The organism is Nocardia brasiliensis IFM 10847, from assembly GCF_000710915.1.
Taxonomy (GTDB): Bacteria; Actinomycetota; Actinomycetes; order Mycobacteriales; family Mycobacteriaceae; genus Nocardia; species Nocardia brasiliensis_A.
Genome location: NZ_BAUA01000168.1, coordinates 1 through 19490 on the forward strand (window position 1 = coordinate 1; position 19490 = coordinate 19490).

A 19490-nucleotide genomic window follows, 5' to 3' on the forward strand; every position below is an offset into this window, starting at 1 on the left:
CCCCAGACCCGGCAGCCCCGGCTCTTGTAATCCTGAGCCGAGTGAGCCCGTCCCGGGTGATCCCAGGCCACCGGACGTTCCGGCACCACCGCCGGTGCGACCGCCGGATGCTGTTGTACCACCGCGCAATCCGGTGCGGGTGCCCGGTGTGCTTCCGCCGGAGCCCGCACCGCAACCATTGCCGCGTGAATTCCCTTCTCCCGCATTGGCGCTCATGCCGACCGCGATCGGTCCCGGTGCCGGGGTCCGGGCGAGTGGGCAGGGTTGTGATCCGCAGGCTCCGGTTCAGGTCGCGATCGGGGATGTGGCGGTAGGCAAAACTGTCGCCGGGCCGGACGGCGCGTTCGAAGTGCCGTTGACCACCGGTGCCGTCGAGGTGGGCAGGCATGAGGTGACGGCGAAATGCGGACGCACGCTGACCGCTCCGCTGGACGTCGTGCTGGTCAGCAGCATCGGTTCCGGCACCGGCACTTTGACGGTGATCCTGTTCTTCCTCCTGTTCGGCGGTTGGTATTACGGCCATCGGCTGGTTTCCCATCTACCGGCGCGGAGGGGCGAATGAGCGGTCTGTACCGCGGCATCGGAGCTGTGCTGGGACCGATGCTGCTGCTGACGGTGCTGTGGGGGCCTGTGGCTCCGGCGACAGCGCGCCCGGACGGCGTCGACATGTCCGCCAATTTCGACGGACGCGATATCGCGGACACTTCCGTCGATGACCCGTTGCGGCTCGAGCCGGGCAGCACCGTCCGGGTCGCGATCGAACTGTCCAACAAGACCGGCGCGCCGGTCGAGATCCGGCATGTGGATCTGGCCGGGCAGGTGCTCGGCCTGAGCTTCTTCTCCTATTCCACCGCTGTCGAATTGACCATCCCGCCGGGCGGCGCCGAATCGCTGAGATATCGGCTCGAGTTGCGCGGGCTGGCGGGGCAAGCAGTCGGGTTTCTCGGCGGCGAGCTCGCGGTGTACGGCGCGGACAGCGCGAAGGTGGCGGCCATCCCGTTGATCACCGATGTGCGCGGCTCGCTGTGGTCGGTCTACGGGTTGTTCGGGATCGCGCTCGCGATCCTCACCGCACTGGCGATCGCGGATGCGGCGCTGGCCGTTGCGCGCCATCGGCTTTCGGCCAATCGCTGGCAGCGCGGGGTGCGTTTGCTCGCCCCGGGGCTCGGGATCGGGCTGGTGTTCGCGTTCACCGCGTCGGTGGCCCGGTGGTGGGTGCCGGACACCAGTCTGTGGCTGGCCTTCGCCGGTGTCACCGCCGCCGTCGCCTTCCTGCTCGGCTACGCGTCACCGACTCCGGAACCGGAGGAGGCAGCAGACGACGAGCCGGACGAGACCACAGAGGGGGACGAATTCGCGGAGGCGGACACGCAACGCTTCCCACCGGACAGGCCCGGGCTGTGACCGAGCAGGGGGACCGGCTGCGGGAGGCGTTGCCCGCCTATGACATCGGCGCCGAACTCGGCCGGGGCGGGTGCGGCGTGGTGCTCGCGGGAACCCATCGCAGGCTGCGCAGACCGGTGGCGATCAAACAGATTCCGGCACAATTCGTGCACGACGAACGGGTCCGGCGGCGGTTCGTCGCCGAGGCCAGGGTGCTCGCCGCCATCGACCATCCGCATGTGGTGCGGGTTTTCGACTACCTGGAGCACGAGGAGCTGTGCCTGCTGGTGATGGAGTACCTGCCGGGCGGCACGGTGGGTGAGCGGTTCGCCACGGACGGTTACGATTTCGCCAGCGCCGTCGCGATCGCGCTGTCCTGCGCGGCCGGATTGTCGGCCGCGCACCGGCATCGAGTGCTGCATCGCGACGTCAAACCGGCGAATCTGATGTTCGCGGCGGGCGGCGCGATCAAACTGACCGACTTCGGCATCGCCAAGATCGTCGGCGGTGACGAGACTTTGGTGACCAAAGCGGGCGACATCATCGGCACGCCTTCCTATATCGCGCCGGAACAGGCTCGCGGACAACCACTCTCACCGGCCACCGACGTGTACGCACTGGCCACGATGCTCTACCAGCTCCTGTCGGGTGTGCTGCCGTTCCCGCCGGGGGAGGGGCCGCTGGCCATGCTGTTCGCGCACGCCTTCGACGAGCCGATCCCGCTCGGTGAGGTCGCTCCCAACGTGCCGGAACCCATTGCCGCCGTGGTGATGCGCGGTCTCGCCACCGACCCCGCCCAGCGTTTCGACACCGCCGAATCCTTCGGCATCGCCCTCGCCCGCCCGGCTGTCGACTGCTGGGGTCAGAATTGGCTCGCCCCCGTCGGCATCCCGGTAATCGGCGCCGACACCATCGTCGCCGCCGCGACCGGCAGCAGCCGCCCCCACTCCGCCTACCACCCCAGAGCCACACCCCCACCCGGCAGCGGCTCGGCACTCCCGCCTACACCGGTGTCGGACGCGGAGCCCGCGCCGCCGTCGAGCGCACCACCTCGGACTCAACGCGGTACCGCCCCGCCTACTGTTCAGTGGTATCCGGCAGCGGCCGGGCACCCGAAATCCGGTACCGGATCAGGGGCGGTTGCTCCGCCCGGGCGCCGGGATCGACCTGCCGGACTCGAGCCGGGGGCTGCTCCTGGGGGATCACGTGTTGCTGGTCCTCCGGGCGGCTTGCCCCCCGCCAGGCAGGGTTAGGCCCGGTGTCGGGTCTCGGTCCGGGTATCCGGCGGGGGCGGGGCCTCTTGCTGGGCAGCGAGTTTCGGGTGCGGCGACGACCCGAGTGCGACCGCGGGGTGCGGCGCCGGCGCGTGGGGCTCGGTTGGTGGAGTTGGATCAGCGGGATCTGCGCCCGATCCAGCAGGTGGTCACGCTCGCTTCGCCGCGGGTGCCGCTCGTGATCGGCTCGGTGCTCGCGGTGGTGGCGGTGGTGCTGGGGCTGGTGGGGAGCGGGCCGTCGATCGGTGGGGATCTCACGCCTGGCGCGGTGCTGCTCGGCGGCGTGGATCCGGCCACGGGTCCGGTGGAGATCGATTTGACGAAGCCGACTCCGTTGCAGGCCAACGGTATCGACGCCGATTCGGCCGCTTTGAAGGTGACGTTGCTCGGGGTGCCGCTCGGCGGGGAGACCGTGCCTTTCGCGCCGGGCGATCGGAATGTTTCGCTTCCCGCGCCCGTCGACGAACACGTCATGGCGGGCACCCTGACCGGTGAGTTGGTGCTACTGCGCAACGGCGCGGAAATCGCCACGCAGCGTGTCGAACTCCGCACCGCCCAACGCTCGACCACTACGGTGACCGCAGGGTGTGTTGTCCTGCTGGCACTCTTCGCGCTCGCCTACCTGGAATCCAACATGCGTCGTTTGCGCAGTGGCCGTGGCGGATTCGCCAATACCCTCGGACTGGTGGTCAGCGCCGCGCTGCTCGCGGTCGCGTTGCTCGGCGCGAGATGGGTCCTGCTCGCTGTGCCGCCGACCGTCTTCACCGCCGCAGGCTGCGCTGTTACGGCGGCTGCGGCGGGCGCTGCGGTGTCTGTCGCGGCTCGCCGAATCGGCAAGCGCCGCCGCTATCTTCGTCGCGCCCGGCGTCGGGTGTCGTGACAAACGGCGGACCTCACGGGCGAGGCCAGCGCTCGACGACCTGGACCATCTGCTTGCCGAGATAGTCGAGGTACCGGCTGATCTCGGTCAACCGGGCACCAGCTCCTGTTGTCACCCCCAGTATTTGGGCACCGCGTCGCGCCGTCTCGACCCGTACCTCGGCCGCGCGGGCCAGGTTGAGCGTGGTGCGGTACCAGGTTTCATCGTCGATGCAGTAGCGGTCGCGGCGGCGGGCGTCACGTTCCCGGCGGATGAGATCCCGCTGCTCGAGGGCGGCGACGGCGGTGGAGATGGACGCGGGGCTGACTTCGAGCCAGCGCGCCAGCTCGGCGGCGGTGAGACTGCCGGAATCGGTGAGGTGCAGGCAGGTCATCACCCGCGCCTGCATCCGAGGCATCCCGTCGTAGACGAACAACTCGGTGAACTGCGTCGCGAACTCGCGTACCGCCGCGCTGTCGACCGTGAATTCCGCTGCGGTCGAATCCGATTGCGTGGCCACCGGCGCCTTGCCGCGTCGGGCGCGCGCCGCGGTGGCCCGATGTGCTCGTTCGGCGCGATAACGACCGGGCCCACCGTTGCGGTTCACCTCCCGGCTGATGGTCGAGGACGGTCGTTCGAGCCGGCGGGCGATCTGGGCGTAGCCGAGTCCGGCAGACAGTCCATCCGCGATGCATTCCCGCTCGTGCAGGGTGAGCCTGCCTCCTGGCATCGGTGCGGTTCTCCTTCGGTCGCACTGGCGTGCATTCAGCGCCAACTCATTGCACGGCTCGGCTGTTCGGACACATTCGGTGCCACGGTCATTGCATCGATGAAAAAGATTCTACCTGTGCTGATGGCGAGTTTCCGTGCGTTCTCCGTTGAGCATTTACTGAACACTATCTACGTTCCGTTCATCGTTGCTTCCCCACACCAGAAGGAAATCGATGACCGAGCTGACCACCGTTTTCGCGATACCCACCGACCGCCCTGCGGGTTGCCCCTTCGATCCGCCCGCCGAGCTGGGCGCGCTTCGGGCCCGGAATCCGCTGACCCGCATGCTGTTTCCGGACGGCCACCACGGTTGGCTGGCCACCGGATACGCCACCGTGCGCGCCATCCTGGCCGATCCGCGCTTCAGTGCGCGCGCAGAGCTCACGCACTCTCCGATCGTGGACCTCGGCCCGGTGCCACCGGCGCCGCCCGGCGACTTCCTCAACCTCGACGCCCCCGAGCACACCCGCTATCGAAAGCTGTTGGCCGGCAGGTTCACCGTGCGACGGATGCAACTGCTCTCCGCGCACGTCGCGCAAGTCAGCGCCGAGTACCTGGACGCCATGGAAACGAGCGGCGGCCCACTGGATCTGCTGACCGCTTTCGCGTATCCGATTCCGGCGCTGGTGATCTGCGAACTGCTCGGTGTGCCGGACCGCGACCGGCCTCGGTTCCAGCGTCTGGTGGCTGATCTCGTCACCAAGATGAACGATCCGAACATTCCCCTGGAGCAAGGGCTGGCCGTTTTCGAGCAGGCGCGGCACTACATGCGATGCTTGGCCGCCGACAAACGCAACGCACCCACCGACGATCTGCTCAGCGAGCTGACCGCCGCCGACCTCGACGAGGACGAGCTCACCGGCGTCGCGGTGCTGCTCCTGATCGGCGGATTCGACACCACCGCGAACATGCTGGCGCTCGGCACTTTCGCGCTCCTGCGCCATCCCGAGCAATTGGCGGCGTTGCGCGCCGACCCCGGCCTCGCCGAACGTGCGGTCGAAGAGTTGATGCGATACCTGACCCTCGCGCACACGCTCACCCGCTCGGCGCTGACGGACGTCGAGGTCTCCGGACAGGTGATCAAAGCCGGTGAGACAGTTGCCGTTTCGGCTCGAGCCGCCAACCGTGACCCGGCGCGCTTCCCCGATCCCGACTCCCTCGATCTGCGGCGCAATGCCACCGGTCACCTGGGTTTCGGTCACGGTGTCCACCAGTGCCTCGGTCAGCAACTGGCCCGAGTCGAACTCCGAATCGCCTTACCTGCCCTGTTGTCGCGCTTCCCGACTCTGCGCCTCGCGATCCCACCGAACGAGGTCCCCCTGCGCCCCGAAGGTCTCGGCACCTATGGCGTCCAACAGCTCCCGGTCACCTGGTAGGCGCATGTACGGCCAGGTCCGAGTCGGACGCACGATCACCAGGCATCGCCCGAGTGCGCTCCGCCACCATTACCTGGTGATCAAGCGTCCCACGGGCGCGGTGCGGAATCGCTCAGGAAGCCGGGCGGTCGTCGGGGCGGTAGGTGAGGACGCGGTCGCTGATGCGGACGCTCCAGCCGGGGCGAAGTTCGGTGGGGGAGGTGGTGATTCGGGTCCACTGGTCGGTGCCGGGTGGGGCGATGAAGGTGCCGGAGGTGTCGGTGGCGTCGCGGACGAAGACCTTGCCGTCATCGACGGAGACATAGGCGTGCACCCGCGAGACGTGACGGTCACGTTGGATCACGATCGGTGCGGCGGTGGCGGCACGCACCGCGTCGTCGGCTTGGGGGCCGCGCCCGATCACGTAGGGACGATCGAGCGGATACGCGGTGCCGTTCTCCAGGATCAGCGCCCCGACCGCCCGATCCAGCACCGGTCGCATCACCCGTAGGCCACGGTTCTCCGAAGGACGATGCAGCGCAACAGGTTCCGGCCAACCACCCGGCTGCCGTGCCTGCGACCAGGCCAGCGGTCGATCCGCCGCAGCCTTGCTCCCGATCGGCGGCCGTGGGCGTGGCAGTGGTCGTCCCGGGCGTCGCGGATACGCGGCCGAAGCGCCGGGCGTGCCGGGGGTCGCGGCCGAAGCGCCCGGTGTCGCGCCTGGAGCGCCGGGTGCCGCGGCCGAAGCGCCTGGTGTCGCGTGCGATGCGCCGGGTGTCGTGCCCGAAGCGCTTGCTGCTGCGGCCGACCGACCAGCTTTCTTGGACGGTGCGCCCGCGCCCGGCGAAGTTCCCTGCGTCGCAGCGGCGTTCGATGACGAGCCCGCCGTTGATCGATCGGCTTTCGCTGGGAACGTGTTGGCGTTCCCGCCTGTGGCTGAGCGCGTGGCGGAAGACGGCGCGACTGCATCGGATTCGCCGGTCGGCTCCGGCATCGCGCCGAAACCCGAAGCGGCCGTGGCCTCGAGCTCGTCGGTAGAAACAGTGGCCCGTGGCGCGGCTGAGCCGCCCGCGCTGGGACTGCTCGCCTTCTTCGCCCGCGAGGCCGACTGTTGCTTCGACGCAGCTGTCCCTTTCGAACCGGCTCCACCTGCCTCTCTACCGGATTCGGCGGCGGCGAAGCCTGCAGCGGCCGTCGGCTCGAGTGGGCTGTCCACCGAAATACCTACTGCCGCAGCAGGGTTCTCTGAAGACGCGCCTTCAGCTGAGGCTGCGCCAGGGTGTTTCCCGGCCGCGTCCGCCGCCGAGGCGGCAGTGATACCCGCAGCCGCGGTCGACTCCGGCTCGACCGTCGGGGTGCGGCGGCCTGCGCTTTTCGATGCGGAATTCGCCGACGTATGTTCCGTCGCCGCGCCGGTGGAGCATTGGGCCGACGAGCGGGACGTATCGCCTGGGGTCGAGTTGGCGGTGTGCGGTTGTTGTGCCTTGGAGACACCCGATGCGGCAGTGCGTTCGCGCGCGCTGTTCGACGGGATGGCGTGAGATCGGTTCCCGTTGGCGCGGGTGTCGGGGGCATCCGAGGTGGTCGGGTGTCCGCGTTCGTTGGTCGGCGTGGCACGCGGACGGTTCGTGTTGGCGTGAGTGTGGGGATCAGCTGAGGTGGCGGGGTGTTCTGGCGCTTTGGTCGACGGGGCGGCCTGGGGTGCGGTGCGAGCGCGGTGGGCGGTGAGGTCTACGGCGAGGGGTGGGGTTTCGGCGGGGCGGCGCGGGGTTTTGGTGGCGCGGCGGAGTGCGGCATTCAGGACGAAACCACCGCCGGGGGCGATGCCGGCGCGCAGGTCGGTGCGGGGCAACGCTTTCAGGGCGACGGTGCCGGCCGCGCCGAGGGTGATGCGGCGGAACGGTTCGCGGACGATCTCGTCGACCCAGGTGAAGGCGCGGGTACCGTCGAGGCGCCGGGTGCCTTCGGCGCCGTTGATCTCGGCGAACACCGGCCCACGCAGCAGGATGAGGGTGCCGTCGTCGGCGGGGGCGACCACGCCGAAGTGTTGCGGTTCGGCGGTGCCGGCGAAAACCACGGCCGCGAGACGCTGGGCCAGGGCCGCGCCGGGGCGGTCGAACTCCGCGACCGCCTCGATCGTGCCGAGAATTCGCTCGGTGGAAGCGGTTTCACCCGACAGGTAGACGACAATGCCACCGAAGCGCGCGACCAGGCCGTTGCCCGGCGCGATACCAACGGTGGACGGTTTGCTGCGCACCCGCGCCCTCCTTCCCGGCGCACTACCGACTTTCGAAGCCAGCATAGAGCGTGAACCTGAGGCAAACCGGTGCCTCGAGCCGTGCGGGACCACCGCACTCCCGCCGTCTCACCACTCCCCGGGTCGATCGTCCCCGGCCGAATCCGCCGCGCCCGGTACACATCTGAACCTCACCCGCGCAACCGCCCGACCAGCGACAACCCATTCACCCTGGCTATTCGCCCACCCATCCCACTGTGGCCACCATCTCCTCCGCAACCACCCCGCCCACTTCCCGAACACGCCAACTGCCGCACATGGGCAGCCTCTCCCCGCCCCGCAGGACCGATCTATTTCAGCTCTGGAATTCCTCGGCGTGCTCCTGCAACCACGTGGTGAAGGTGCGGGGTGGCCGGCCGGTGAGGGTGGTGACGGTGTCGGTGAGCGGAATCGGGACGCCGTCATGGTTACGCCAGTGCTCGAGCAGGCCGTCGGCGACGAAACCGGGCATATGGGGTGCCATCTGTTGCTTCCATTCGTCGGGGGTTACTTCGGCGATCGGGACGGGGCGGCCGATGACCGAGGCGACGCGATCGAGTTGTTCGCGGAAGGTCAGCGCTTCGGGACCGGTCAAACTGTGTTGGCCGCCACGGTGTTTCGGCGCGGTGAGCACCGCGTGAGCGCAGGCGGCGATATCGCGTTCGTGGATCGGCTCGGCGTAGGCGTTCGGGTAGGGGAGGCTGACGGGCTGTCCGGCCTTGATCGGTCCGGCCCAGAATCGCGCGTTGCCCGCGAAGGTGCCGGGGCGTAACACGGTGACGGTCATCGGTGCGTCGGCGAGTCCGCTCTCGGTGTCCAGGTGTGCTTTTCCGATCGGATTGTTCGCCGCGTCGGGGCTGAGCACCGAGGCCGACGAGAGCAGCACGATGTGCTCGACGTCGGCTTCGGTTGCGGCGGCGACGAATTCGGTGATCGCCGCGGGCTCGGCGTAGAGGAACACCGCGTCGACGCCGGACAGTGCGGCGGAAAACGTGCTCGGGTCGGTCAGGTCGCAGGCGAGGCCGGGGACATCGGCGGGCAACTCCAGTTCGTCGGGTCGGCGCGAGCCCACACGGACGGAATGGCCGTCGGCGCGCAGCAGATCCAGCAGATGGGTGCCGACCGCGCCGCGGCCGCCGGTGATGAGAAACATGGGAAGTCCTTGGTGAGTAGCGCTCGCGATCGGCGCAACGGCGGATCCGAGCGAAACGGCTGACGAACGTTGTTCGTTCGAGCGAAACGATAGGAGACGAACGGCGTTCGTGTCAAACACTGTTCGTGATGCCGTATGCTCGCCCTATGAACGAAGCGCCTGTGAGCCGTCGAGCGCGCCCGGCCAAGGCGCCGCTGAGCCGTGCGGTGATCATCGAGACCGGGCTGCGCATCCTGGACCAGGACGGCCTCGCCGCGCTGACCATGCGCCGGGTCGCCCAGGATCTCGACACCGGTGCGGCTTCGCTGTACGTCTACGTCGCCAATCGCGACGACCTGATGGCGGCCATGCTCGATCACGTGCTCGGCATGATCGAGCAACCGGTCGGCGGTACCTGGCGCGAACGGCTCGTGGCGCTGGTGCAATCGGCGATCGCGGTGATGAGCAGGCACGAGGGGGTCGCGCTGGTCGCGCTCGGCTCGATCCCCACCGGTGAGAACGCATTGGTGCTGGTCGACCGCATGCTCGCGCTGCTCGCCGAGGGCGGCGTGGCCGAGCAGACCAACTCCTGGGCCGTGGACCTGCTGTTCCTCTACATGACCGCGGCCGCCGCCGAACAGAGCGCCTACAACACCAAGGGCATGCGCGCCGAGCAGCACATCGCGGAGGTCACCGCGCGCTATGCCGCGCTGCCCGCCGAGCGCTATCCGATGGTCGTGTCGATGCGCGAATCCTTGACCTCCGGCGACGGTGACGCCCGCGCACAGTGGGCACTTCGGGTGCTCATCGACGGCATTCTCGGCACACCGGTCACCTTGACCCGATAATGGGTGCGTGTCTGTGATCCGTCCGGCGACCGAGGATGACCTGCCTGCCCTTCAGCAAATCGAGATCGCGGCGGGAAAACCGTTCGCCGAAATCGGGATGACCGCTGTCGCGGAGGACGACCCGCCCGCACTGGAGATACTGCGCGAGGCCCAGCAGGCCGGGCGCGTCTGGGTGTGGACCGACGGCGCCGATCCGCCGATCGGCTATCTGATGGCTGAGCTGGTCGACGGCGACGTGCACATCGACCAGGTCTCGGTGCACCCCGATCATCGCGGCAGGCGGATCGGCAAACAGTTGATCGACCACGCCGTCCGCTGGGCGAAAGCCCGAGGGACACAGGCGATGACGCTCACCACGTTCACCGAGGTGGCCTGGAACGGGCCTTACTACGAGCGGATCGGGTTCCGCTACCTCCCCGACGAGGAGCAGACGCCCGGCCTGCACGCGATCCGCGACGCGGAAGCCGCGCACGGCCTGGACGACTGGCCCCGGGCCTGCATGCGCGCGGACCTCGACGCCTGGTCGTTCGACGAAACCACATCGGGCAGTTGAGCTGTCGCTGACCTGCGGTCTTCGTGGGCAAATCGGCGGATCGGCCAGGCTGGGGCGGGTGGACGCGCCCGGCGTGCATAGCCGACCATGGGGGCATGTCGCTCAGCGTGCAAGAAGCCGATCTGTTCGAGGGCTATCGGGGCCGCCTGGAGGCGATCGCCTACCGGCTCCTCGGGTCGGCCGGTGATGCCGAGGACGCGGTGCAGGACGTGTACCTGCGCTGGCACGCGGCGGACCGGTCGCTGATCGAGACGCCCGTGGCCTGGTTGACGAAGGTGCTCACCAACATCTGCTTGAACCAGCTGACCTCGGCCAGGGCGCGCCGGGAAACCTATGTGGGACAGTGGCTTCCGGAGCCCGTGCTGGCCGGTGACCGGATCCTGGGTCCGGCCGACACCGCCGAGCAGCGCGAGTCCGTCTCGATGGCGATGCTCACGCTGATGGAGCGGCTCTCGCCCAACGAACGGGTCGTGTACGTACTGCGCGAGGCCTTCGGGTACGCCCATCGCGAGATCGCCGAGTTGCTCGACCTCACCGAAGCGAACTGTCAGCAGATCTATCGACGTGCCAAACAGCATCTCGGCGATGAGCGGGCCCGCGCCGAGATCGATGCGGTCGCGGCACGCAAGGTCGTCGAGGAATTCCTCGCCGCCGCGCTCAGCGGCGACACCGACTCGCTGATCCGGCTGCTCACCGACGACGCGGTCAGCGTGGCCGACGGCGGCGGCCGGGTGCATGCCAGGAAGACCCCGGTGCTGGGTGCGCTGCAGATCGCCCGCTACCTGCGTGGGCTGTTCCGGCGGACCGAGGGCAAACGCGAGATGATCGGCGGTACTCCCGCCTTCTATGCCGTCGTCGCCAACGGTGCGCCCGCGCTGCTCGTGCAGGTCGACGCGCAGGTGATCGGCGTTTTCTGCCTCGATGCGACCCCCGAGGGCGTCGAGCGAATCCATATTCAGGTCAACCCGGAGAAGCTGACCTACCTGACGCGGCAGTGGACGGCGAGCGAACAGCCGCAGCCGCTCGACTGGACGTGGTGACGCAGCTCTCATTCGCTACCTGTCAGGGATTGTGCGGCTGTCCGGTTCAGGAGGTGAGCACAACCCAGATAGGAGCGAGCCATGAAGCATCGCATTGTCGTCCTCGGAGCCGGATACGCCGGAGCCAACACCGCAGGCCGCCTCGCCAAGCGGCTGCACGGTGACGACGTCGAGATCACCTTGGTCAACGCCGACACCGAATTCGTCGAGCGGATCCGCTTGCACCAGTTCGCGAGCGGACAGGACCTGCCGTCACGGCCGTTGCGAGCGGTCTTCGCGGGTACCGGTGTGCAGATTCGGACCGCCTGGGTGACCGCGGTGGACGTCGACCGCAAGACCGTCGAGCTGGTCGGCGAGCACGGCGACGACACCCTCGGTTACGACACCCTCGTGTACGCGCTCGGGAGCACCACCACCGATCACGGCGTCCCCGGAGTCGCTGAGCATGCTCACGACATCGCGGGGAAGCGGGCGGCGGCGCGGCTGCGGGCACGGTTGGCCGAGCTGGCGCCCGGTGCGTCGGTGTTGATCGTCGGCGGTGGTCTGACGGGTATCGAAGCGGCCACCGAGATCGCGGAGGCGTATCCCGAACTGGCCGTGGCGATCGCCGCCCGTGGCGGTGTCGGCGACTGGCTCAGCGAGAAGGCGCAGCGGCACCTGGGTCGGGTGTTCGACCGGCTCGGCATCACCGTGCACGAAAACGCCGACGTCGCGCGGGTCGAAGCGAACGCAGTGATCACCGCCGCCGGGGAACTTCCGGCCGAAGTGACCGTGTGGACCGCCGGTTTCACCGTGCACCCGATCGCGGCCGCTACCACGCTGGAGGTGTCCGATACCGGGCGGATCGTCGTCGACGGCACCATGCGCTCGGTCTCGCACCCCGACGTGTACGCGGTCGGTGACGCCGCGATCGCCGCCGGAGTGGGCGGCAAGCCGCTGCGAATGGCTTGCGCCACAGCCACTCCCATGGCGTGGCTGGCCGCCGACGTCATCGCCGCGCGGTTGACCGGACGCAAGGTGCCGCAGACCACGATCGGGTACGCGTTGCAGTGCGTCAGCCTCGGTCGTCGCGACGCGATCGTCCAGCGCGTGACACCCGCCGACGAGGTCACCTCCACCGTCCTCACCGGCCGGATCGGCGCCCGCATCAAGGAACTGATCTGCGCGAGCACCGCCTGGGGCATCTCGCATCCGACGATGATGCTGCCCACCCGTCGCCGGCATGTCGTCGGCGGCGAGGTGGAAACCCCCGTCCACACCGCGTGAGCCGAAACCGATGGGGCGGTGCGGATGTCCAGACGTCGCAGCCGACGAGGTCACCTCATCGGCTGCGGCGTCCCGGCCGGTGGCCGCGTCACGTAGTGGCTCCCGCCCGCGACTGCCGTGGGACGGTTCCCGCACGGGTTCTGTGTTCGCGCACGCGCTGTGGCCTGCGATAGCGCGTGCGGCCACGCAGAACGGGTGCGACCCGGCGGGTGCGTGCAGTACTGGTGGACTGTCAGGTGGCGGGGGCCAGGGCCGCGACGGCGGCAGGTGTGGCGGCTGTACGGTCGGCGGGTACGAGGCCTATGCGGGTGCGACGGTCCAGCAGGTCGTCAGAGGTGAGAGCGCCCTCGTGGGTGACCGCGAAGGCGAATTCGGCAGCGGTGACGTCGATTCCGGGGGCCACCGGGTCAGCGAGGGCCGGGTTGGACTGCGCGGCAGCGAGAATGGTTGCGGCCTCGCTGCCATAGCGATCGATCAGGATGGGCGGCGCGTCGATGCGATCGCGCTCCGCGCCGGATACCGCGCCCACCAACGGAAGTCGCCGGGTGCGGCAGGGTCCGGCGGTCAGCGCGGCGTGTGAAACCGCGGCGTCGACGGCGTCCTCGGCCATGCGGCGGTAGGTGGTCAGTTTGCCGCCGACGATGGTGATGACACCGTTCGGCGAGGTCAATACCGCGTGCTTGCGGGAGATGTCGGCCGTGCTGTCGTCGGCGGTTTTCAACAGTGGGCGCAGGCCGGCGTAGCTGCCCCGGATATCCGCCCGCGTCAACGGTTCCCGCAACGCGGTGTTGATCGTGTCGAGCAGGAAGTCGATCTCGGTCTCGGTGGGTTTCGGTTCGTCGGGCACCGGGCCGGGCGCGTCCTCATCGGTCAGGCCGAGGTACACCCGGCCGTGCGCGGCGGGGAAGGCGAAGACGAATCGGCTGGTACTGCCGGGCACCGGCACGGTCAGCGACGCGGTGAGGCCCCCGAATGCGGCGGCGTCGAACACCAGATGGGTGCCGCGGCTCGGGCGCAGCTCGATGCTCGGGTCGACCTCGTCGGCCCAGACGCCGGTAGCGTTCACCACCGCGCGGGCCCGGACGGTCAGGCTCGCACCGCTGAGGGTGTCCCGCAGGGTCGCCGAATTACCGGTCACATCAAGGGCTTCCACGCGCGTCAGCACGCTCGCACCCTGCGCGGCCGCGGTGCGCGCCAGCGCGACCACCAGGCGGGCATCGTCGACGAGCTGTCCGTCCCAGGCTTGTAGCCCGCCGCGCAAACCCGCGCGCCGGACCGTCGGCGCGAGCCGCAACGCCTCGGCCGCCGCGACCCGGCGGGACCGGGGCAGGATCGCCGCGGGGGTGCCCGCGCCGCGACGCAACAGATCACCCGCCACGAAACCGGCTCGGACGAGCGCGCTCTGCGCCGCGCCGATACCGGGCAGCAGCGGGACGAGCTGGGGGAGCGGTCGCACGAGATGTGGTGCGGTGGTGCGGATCAGGATGCCGCGCTCGACGGCGCTCTCGTGCGCGATGCCGACCTGCCCGCTGGCGAGGTAACGCAACCCGCCGTGCACGAGCTTGGAACTCCAGCGGCTGGTGCCGAACGCGAGATCGTGACGCTCGACCAGCACCGTGCGCAGTCCGCGCGCGGCCGCGTCCAGCGCCGCGCCCGCACCGGTGACCCCGCCGCCGATGATCAGCAGATCGATCTGCGCACCGTCGCCGAGCTGTCGCAGCTCGCGGGTGCGCCGGTCCGCGTTGAGCGCCGAATCTCCGTTGACCACCGAATTCCTGGTCATCGCACTACCTTTCCGATATCGATGGCGTCGCCTGCGCGAGGCCCGGCAGTCGTCTGCGGCAATACCCGAACCGTGTTCACCGGGACGCACCCGGAACGAGATAGCCGTCGATCGCGTGGCGCAGTTCGGCGTCGAGTTCCGCGCCACGCAGCACCGGCGCGACGGTGCCCGCGGATTGGACTGCGGACTGTGCGATCAGCAGGAGCATGGTGGCCAGGTGTTCGGGATCGCCTGCGCGAATCGAGCCGTCCTGCTGGCCTTCTCGGATCCCGGCCGCGAACAGCTCGATCAGCGCACGCTGGTTGCGGCCCAGCCGGCCGAACACGTAGGTGAGCATCAGATCGGTGTCGGTGCGGAAGATCTTGCCGAACAACGAGTTCGAGCGCACCGTCGCGGCGCCGGCGACGATGCCCTCGACCAACCGGGCGCGCCCGGTGCCCGCGCGCGGCATGGTGTGGGTGACGATCGCGCGCAATTCGCGCACCAGCAGCTCGGCTACCAGCGCACCGGTATCCGGCCACCGGCGGTAGACGGTCGGCCTGCTGACTCCGGCCCGCCGGGCCACCTCGGTGAGGGTGGTGCGTCGCACGCCGAATTCCTCCACACAGCGGCGCGCGGCCTCGAAGATCGCGAGGTCGATCGCGGAGGGTGCGGTGTCGGCGGACTCGTCCGGAGCGGTCAAGGTGTCACCTCGGGTCGGCGGCTCATCGTTACTACTTGACATTCTATGTCAAACTGTAACGCATGGTCGAGACGCAGAAGCACACCGGCGAGGAACGGACTCCCGCGCAGAACTCGGGCGTAACCGAGGCCGCGGCGGGTATGGTCTGGGATGCCTGGGGCATTCCCGCCGGACACAAGCCGCTGTCGGCACCGATCCGGAACCTCTTGACGCAGGTGTTCGGAGTGTCCGGCGACCCGGTGGCGCGCCGCGATGAGGGCGATGTGCTGCTCCGCGAGTCGGCGCTCACGCCGGACCAGCGAGACGGGTTGGCCGGGGTGGTCGGCGCGGACAACGTGTCGGCCGACCACCGCGACCGGTTGCGGCACGCCGGCGGCAAGAGCACCTTCGACCTGTTGCGCCGTCGAGCCGCGGAGCCGCAGGACGCGCCCGACGCCATTGTCGCCCCCACCGACCACACGCAGGTCCTGGCCGTGCTGGCCTACTGCGCCGAGCGGCGGATCGCCGTGGTGCCGTTCGGCGGCGGAACCAGCGTGGTCGGCGGCGTCGACCCGGTCCGCGGTCGTTTCGACGCCGTGATCGCGCTGGACCTGCGCAGGCTCGATACCGTCACCGACGTCGACCCGATCAGCGGCCTGGTGACCCTGGGCGCCGGTCTCACCGGCCCGCGTACGGAGCAATTGCTTGCCGCACAAGGGCTTTCGCTCGGCCACTTTCCGCAGAGCTTCGAGTTCGCCACCATCGGCGGTTTCGCGGCGACCCGGTCGTCCGGCCAGGCGTCCGCGGGGTACGGCCGCTTCGACGACATGGTGCAGCGACTGAAGATCGCGACCCCCAGCGGCACAGTGGAACTCGGCCGCGCGCCGGCGTCTGCGGCGGGCCCGGATCTGCGTGAGCTGTTCGTCGGTTCCGAAGGTGCGCTCGGCGTGATCACCGAGGTGACGGTGCGGGTGCACCCGGTGCCGGAAACAGTTGCGTACCAGGCGTGGTCTTTCCCCGACTTCGAAACCGGCACCGCCGCACTGCGTTCGGTGGTGCAGGCGGGGGCGGCGCCGACCGTGCTGCGCCTGTCCGACGAGGCCGAAACCGGCATAAACCTCGCGCGCGCGGGCGATATCGGCGGCAATGCCGTCACCGGCTGCCTGGCCATCACCACGTTCGAAGGCAGCGCGGCGCACGTCGCGGCGCGCAGTGCCGAGGCAGGTGCGTTGCTGGCTGCGGCGGGTGGCACCGATCTCGGCGAAACTCCGGCCCGGGAATGGGAACACGGCCGCTTCGGCGCGCCGTACATGCGTGACGCGCTGCTCGATGTCGGCGTGCTGTGCGAAACCCTGGAGACCGCGACGATCTGGTCGAACGTGCCGGTGCTCAAGGCGAAGGTCACCGCGGCGCTCACCGACTCGCTCGCCGGTCAGGGCACCCCGCCGCTGGTCATGTGCCATATCTCGCACACCTACCCGACGGGCGCCTCGCTGTACTTCACCATCGTCGCCAAGCAACTCGACGATCCGATCGCTCAGTGGCACAACGCGAAACAGGCCGTCGGCGACGCGATCGTGGCCGCGGGCGGCACCATCACCCATCACCACGCGGTCGGCACCGATCATCGGCCTTGGCTGCCCGCCGAGATCGGCGATCTCGGGGTTCGCGTGCTGCGCGCGGTGAAGGCCGAACTGGATCCCGCGGGCATCCTCAATCCTGGAAAGCTGGTTCCGTGACACAGGATTCATCCCGCAGCGGGCGTTCGGTCACCGTGGTGACCAATCCGCGGTCCGGGCACGGCAAGGGCCACGACGTCGCGGATGCGGCCCTGGCGCGGCTGCGTGCGCGCGGCGTCGAGATCACCGAGGTGCGGGCGCCGTCGGCCGCTGAATCGGTACGGCAGGTTCGGGATTCGATCGAACGGAGCCGCCCGGACGCGGTGGTCTGCATCGGCGGCGACGGTCTGGTCAACGTGATCCTCGCGGCCGTCGCCGAATCGGGCGTGCCACTCGGCATGATCCCGGCGGGTACCGGCAACGATCTCGCCAGAGAGCTCGGCATCCCGACCGAGGATCCGGTGGCCGCGGCCGATGTCGTGCTCGACGGGCGTGCGCGCGCCATCGACCTCGGCCGGATCGACGTGCCGGTACCGGGTTCGGCGCCGACCTGGTTCGCCACTGTGTCCGGCACCGGGTTCGACGCCAGGGTCAGCCTGCGCGCGAACCGGATGAGCTGGCCGAAAGGCCGTATGCGCTACACCGTGGCGGCACTCGCCGAGATCTCGCGCCTGTTCCCCGTGCCCTACCGGGTGGCGTTGACCGGCGCGGTCACCGACGGACTGACCAACCCCGGCGGCGGCTCGAACCTCGAGATCGACGCGGTGATGGTCGCGATCGGCAACACCCGCACCTACGGCGGCGGCATGCTGATCTGCCCGGACGCGGAAATGGACGACGGGCTGCTCGATCTGACGGTCGTCGGCGCGCTGTCGCGCCGCGAGATGCTGCGGCTGCTGCCCGCCCTTTCGGCGGGCAAGCGGCAGATCCACCCGAAGGTCACCCAGTACCGCGCTGCGGAGATCGCGCTCAGCGCGCCCGATACCCCGGCCACGGCCGACGGCGAGCCGGCGGGCGCGCTGCCGATCACAGTGCGCGCTGTGCGTGGCGCGCTCACCGTGCTGGTGCCGTGAGCGCGTAATCCGCTACGCGGCGAAGGTGACTCGGCGCATCTGGTCGATGTTGCGCCGGTCGACGATCACCAGCGATTCCGGGGCGGGCCGCATGGTCTGCCCGGAGCGCAGCCGCTCCATCAGCTGACGCCAGCGAAAGCAGTGCAGCACGAAGGTCATTCGGTTGGATCGCCGTCCCCGCGCCTGCTGACCGGCCTTGGCCACGGCGGCGGGCACGTCGAGCAGGATCACGTGTAGTTCGCGGCCGTATCCGGCGGCCCAGAACGAGATCACCCGTCGCGCCCACCCGACGGTGGCGCAGTCGTGGATCACCACCGGGCCGTCCGTATCACGCAGTGCCGCATGGATTCCGGCGAAATGCGCAACGTGCACCACCGGTCGCCACAGCGTGTAGGGCAGCCAACCGAGCCGGTGCCGCAACCGATTGCGGACCTGTAGCGAATCGAGCACCACCGAACCTTCCGGTCCGCCGGACGGCTGCTCGGCGTCGATGTCGGTCCCGAAGAAGCGGCGCAGCACGGTGCTTTTGCCCGCGCCCGGCAAACCCGCGACGACCAGGGCGGCGGTTGCGGGGTACTGCAATTCATCGATGGAACGACCCCGCAGGTCGTGCACTGCGTCGGGGGCGAAGACGGGCGGCACCACTTCTGCGGCGAGCAGGTCCGCGGGCGGCCAGTCGGCCTCGGCGGGTAGCGCGGCTGCGGGGAGCGGGAGCACGGCTTCGTCGGCGTACGTGTCGAGCGGGGGCTTCACCTCTTCCAGCGTCCCTAATCGTCTTCGGCGCCGCAACGGGGAATACCCTGGTTTTTCACTGAGATTCCCCTGAAGGCGACTACCGGATGCGTTCACACCCTCCAGCGTCCGCATCTCGAGCCGATCTGGCAAGAACGGACAATACGGACACCGTCGAATTGTGATCAATCCGCGCGCCCCCGCCGGGGCCGGGCTCGCAGGTGCATCCGCTCGCCCTGACTGCCGAAGAGACTGAGCAATTCCACCGGACCGCGGCCGGTGCTGCCGAACCAATGCGGTTGGCGGGTATCGAATTCGGCGGCTTCACCGGGCCCGAGCACGACATCGTGCTCGCCGAGGATCATCCGCAACTGGCCGGACAGGACATAGAGCCACTCGTAGCCCTCGTGCACCCGCACCTCCGGTTCGGTGCGATCGGCGGGCAGCACCATCTTGAAGGCCTGCAACGGTCCGGGCTGACGGGTGAGCGGAAAGACGGTGATACCGTTGATCTTCCGCGCGGGAGCGTGCACCCGCGGATCGGCGGTTCTGGGGGCGGCGACGAGTTCGTCGAGCGGAACCTGCAAGGCCTGCGCGATCGGCAGCAGCAGTTCGAGGCTGGCGCGGCGCTGGCCGGATTCCAGCCGCGACAGTGTGCTCTTGGAGATCCCGGTCGTCTCGGCCAAGGCGGTCAAGGTGACTTTGCGATGGGTGCGCGCCGCTTTGAGCCGGGGACCGATGTCGGCGAGCGTCGCGGCGATGGTCGGCTGGTTCTCCATCACTCCAGTGCACCTCGATTTCCCGGAATTGGCAATATTAGTTGCCGGAACGGGACGCGCAACGGCACGCTGACGGCGGAGGTGATC

At 69.2% G+C, this 19490-nt stretch carries 20 protein-coding genes; 13 read left to right on the top strand and 7 right to left on the bottom strand.

What is annotated here, in order from left to right:
• Positions 1-214: 214 nt before the first annotated feature.
• The 4 genes from NBRGI_RS45620 to NBRGI_RS32680 all read left to right on the top strand — a co-directional run bounded on the left by NBRGI_RS45620 (position 215) and on the right by NBRGI_RS32680 (position 3537).
• On the top strand, positions 215-562 hold the full coding sequence (locus tag NBRGI_RS45620) for a hypothetical protein (protein ID WP_148311032.1): 348 nt from the start codon (positions 215-217) through the stop codon (positions 560-562).
• Complete coding sequence (locus NBRGI_RS32670; RefSeq protein WP_051728209.1) at positions 559-1404, top strand: hypothetical protein; 846 nt, start codon at positions 559-561, stop codon at positions 1402-1404. The genes NBRGI_RS45620 and NBRGI_RS32670 overlap by 4 nt, the downstream gene beginning before the upstream one ends.
• Entirely contained in the window at positions 1401-2636 is a 1236-nt protein-coding gene (locus tag NBRGI_RS32675; RefSeq protein ID WP_051728210.1) for a serine/threonine-protein kinase, read from the top strand. The genes NBRGI_RS32670 and NBRGI_RS32675 overlap by 4 nt, the downstream gene beginning before the upstream one ends.
• Positions 2637-2763: 127 nt before the next feature.
• A complete protein-coding gene (locus tag NBRGI_RS32680) occupies positions 2764-3537 on the top strand; it encodes a hypothetical protein (RefSeq protein ID WP_036561774.1) in 774 nt (257 codons plus the stop codon).
• Between the two features lie 13 nt (positions 3538-3550).
• On the opposite strand, the gene NBRGI_RS32685 is transcribed toward NBRGI_RS32680, so the two are convergent.
• Positions 3551-4246, bottom strand: coding sequence for a helix-turn-helix domain-containing protein (locus NBRGI_RS32685; protein WP_029901040.1), 696 nt, complete (start codon positions 4244-4246; stop codon positions 3551-3553).
• A gap of 214 nt (positions 4247-4460) precedes the next feature.
• Here NBRGI_RS32685 and NBRGI_RS32690 point away from each other — a divergent pair, with 214 nt between their 5' ends.
• Positions 4461-5663, top strand: coding sequence for a cytochrome P450 (locus NBRGI_RS32690; protein WP_029901041.1), 1203 nt, complete (start codon positions 4461-4463; stop codon positions 5661-5663).
• Between the two features lie 112 nt (positions 5664-5775).
• On the opposite strand, the gene NBRGI_RS48285 is transcribed toward NBRGI_RS32690, so the two are convergent.
• Positions 5776-6144, bottom strand: a complete 369-nt coding sequence (locus NBRGI_RS48285; protein WP_158439952.1) for an FHA domain-containing protein — start codon at positions 6142-6144, stop codon at positions 5776-5778.
• 412 nt (positions 6145-6556) lie between these two features.
• On the opposite strand from NBRGI_RS48285, the gene NBRGI_RS48290 reads away from it, so the two are divergent.
• Positions 6557-7183, top strand: coding sequence for a hypothetical protein (locus NBRGI_RS48290; protein WP_158439954.1), 627 nt, complete (start codon positions 6557-6559; stop codon positions 7181-7183).
• Positions 7184-7359: 176 nt separating this feature from the next.
• Complete coding sequence (locus NBRGI_RS48295) at positions 7360-7953, top strand: hypothetical protein (protein ID WP_158439956.1); 594 nt, start codon at positions 7360-7362, stop codon at positions 7951-7953.
• 280 nt (positions 7954-8233) lie between these two features.
• On the opposite strand, the gene NBRGI_RS32700 is transcribed toward NBRGI_RS48295, so the two are convergent.
• The gene (locus tag NBRGI_RS32700) at positions 8234-9070 is read right to left on the bottom strand and encodes an SDR family oxidoreductase (RefSeq protein ID WP_029901043.1); all 837 of its coding nucleotides are present in this window, start codon (positions 9068-9070) and stop codon (positions 8234-8236) included.
• Between the two features lie 146 nt (positions 9071-9216).
• Here NBRGI_RS32700 and NBRGI_RS32705 point away from each other — a divergent pair, with 146 nt between their 5' ends.
• The 4 genes from NBRGI_RS32705 to NBRGI_RS32720 all read left to right on the top strand — a co-directional run bounded on the left by NBRGI_RS32705 (position 9217) and on the right by NBRGI_RS32720 (position 12756).
• Positions 9217-9897: a TetR/AcrR family transcriptional regulator gene (locus NBRGI_RS32705; RefSeq protein WP_029901044.1), complete on the top strand. Its 681-nt coding sequence runs from the start codon at positions 9217-9219 to the stop codon at positions 9895-9897.
• Between the two features lie 7 nt (positions 9898-9904).
• Entirely contained in the window at positions 9905-10450 is a 546-nt protein-coding gene (locus NBRGI_RS32710; RefSeq protein WP_226887033.1) for a GNAT family N-acetyltransferase, read from the top strand.
• A gap of 95 nt (positions 10451-10545) precedes the next feature.
• Positions 10546-11490: an RNA polymerase sigma-70 factor gene (locus tag NBRGI_RS32715; RefSeq protein WP_029901046.1), complete on the top strand. Its 945-nt coding sequence runs from the start codon at positions 10546-10548 to the stop codon at positions 11488-11490.
• Positions 11491-11571: 81 nt separating this feature from the next.
• Positions 11572-12756 (top strand): NAD(P)/FAD-dependent oxidoreductase, encoded by a 1185-nt coding sequence (locus NBRGI_RS32720; RefSeq protein WP_029901047.1) that lies wholly within the window; start codon positions 11572-11574, stop codon positions 12754-12756.
• Positions 12757-12988: 232 nt separating this feature from the next.
• On the opposite strand, the gene NBRGI_RS32725 is transcribed toward NBRGI_RS32720, so the two are convergent.
• Positions 12989-14539 (bottom strand): glycerol-3-phosphate dehydrogenase/oxidase, encoded by a 1551-nt coding sequence (locus tag NBRGI_RS32725; protein ID WP_029901048.1) that lies wholly within the window; start codon positions 14537-14539, stop codon positions 12989-12991.
• 76 nt (positions 14540-14615) lie between these two features.
• Positions 14616-15263, bottom strand: a complete 648-nt coding sequence (locus NBRGI_RS32730; RefSeq protein ID WP_370627880.1) for a TetR/AcrR family transcriptional regulator — start codon at positions 15261-15263, stop codon at positions 14616-14618.
• A 98-nt stretch (positions 15264-15361) separates the two neighbouring features.
• Here NBRGI_RS32730 and NBRGI_RS32735 point away from each other — a divergent pair, with 98 nt between their 5' ends.
• Together NBRGI_RS32735 and NBRGI_RS32740 are read left to right on the top strand one after the other, a co-directional pair.
• Positions 15362-16939 (top strand): FAD-binding oxidoreductase, encoded by a 1578-nt coding sequence (locus tag NBRGI_RS32735; RefSeq protein WP_029901050.1) that lies wholly within the window; start codon positions 15362-15364, stop codon positions 16937-16939.
• Positions 16936-17892 (top strand): diacylglycerol kinase, encoded by a 957-nt coding sequence (locus NBRGI_RS32740; protein WP_029901051.1) that lies wholly within the window; start codon positions 16936-16938, stop codon positions 17890-17892. Before NBRGI_RS32735 ends, NBRGI_RS32740 begins: the two co-directional genes overlap by 4 nt.
• Before the next feature lie 12 nt (positions 17893-17904).
• Here NBRGI_RS32740 and NBRGI_RS32745 read toward each other — a convergent pair whose 3' ends face one another.
• Both NBRGI_RS32745 and NBRGI_RS32750 read right to left on the bottom strand, forming a co-directional pair.
• Positions 17905-18645: an AAA family ATPase gene (locus tag NBRGI_RS32745; RefSeq protein WP_029901052.1), complete on the bottom strand. Its 741-nt coding sequence runs from the start codon at positions 18643-18645 to the stop codon at positions 17905-17907.
• Positions 18646-18809: 164 nt separating this feature from the next.
• Positions 18810-19403: a helix-turn-helix domain-containing protein gene (locus NBRGI_RS32750; protein ID WP_029901053.1), complete on the bottom strand. Its 594-nt coding sequence runs from the start codon at positions 19401-19403 to the stop codon at positions 18810-18812.
• Between the last annotated feature and the right edge of the window lie 87 nt (positions 19404-19490).

Excerpts from the sequence above, each read along its gene's own strand:
- NBRGI_RS32685 (WP_029901040.1), bottom strand. The coding sequence starts at position 4,246 with ATGCCAGGAGGCAGGCTCACCCTGCACGAGCGGGAATGCATCGCGGAT.
- NBRGI_RS32720 (WP_029901047.1), top strand. The coding sequence starts at position 11,572 with ATGAAGCATCGCATTGTCGTCCTCGGAGCCGGATACGCCGGAGCCAAC.
- NBRGI_RS32670 (WP_051728209.1), top strand. The coding sequence starts at position 559 with ATGAGCGGTCTGTACCGCGGCATCGGAGCTGTGCTGGGACCGATGCTG.
- NBRGI_RS32725 (WP_029901048.1), bottom strand. The coding sequence starts at position 14,539 with ATGACCAGGAATTCGGTGGTCAACGGAGATTCGGCGCTCAACGCGGAC.
- NBRGI_RS48285 (WP_158439952.1), bottom strand. The coding sequence starts at position 6,144 with ATGCGACCGGTGCTGGATCGGGCGGTCGGGGCGCTGATCCTGGAGAAC.
- NBRGI_RS32750 (WP_029901053.1), bottom strand. The coding sequence starts at position 19,403 with ATGGAGAACCAGCCGACCATCGCCGCGACGCTCGCCGACATCGGTCCC.
- NBRGI_RS32700 (WP_029901043.1), bottom strand. The coding sequence starts at position 9,070 with ATGTTTCTCATCACCGGCGGCCGCGGCGCGGTCGGCACCCATCTGCTG.
- NBRGI_RS32730 (WP_370627880.1), bottom strand. The coding sequence starts at position 15,263 with ATGTCAAGTAGTAACGATGAGCCGCCGACCCGAGGTGACACCTTGACC.
- NBRGI_RS32715 (WP_029901046.1), top strand. The coding sequence starts at position 10,546 with ATGTCGCTCAGCGTGCAAGAAGCCGATCTGTTCGAGGGCTATCGGGGC.
- NBRGI_RS32690 (WP_029901041.1), top strand. The coding sequence starts at position 4,461 with ATGACCGAGCTGACCACCGTTTTCGCGATACCCACCGACCGCCCTGCG.
- NBRGI_RS32705 (WP_029901044.1), top strand. The coding sequence starts at position 9,217 with ATGAACGAAGCGCCTGTGAGCCGTCGAGCGCGCCCGGCCAAGGCGCCG.
- NBRGI_RS45620 (WP_148311032.1), top strand. The coding sequence starts at position 215 with ATGCCGACCGCGATCGGTCCCGGTGCCGGGGTCCGGGCGAGTGGGCAG.
- NBRGI_RS32735 (WP_029901050.1), top strand. The coding sequence starts at position 15,362 with ATGGTCTGGGATGCCTGGGGCATTCCCGCCGGACACAAGCCGCTGTCG.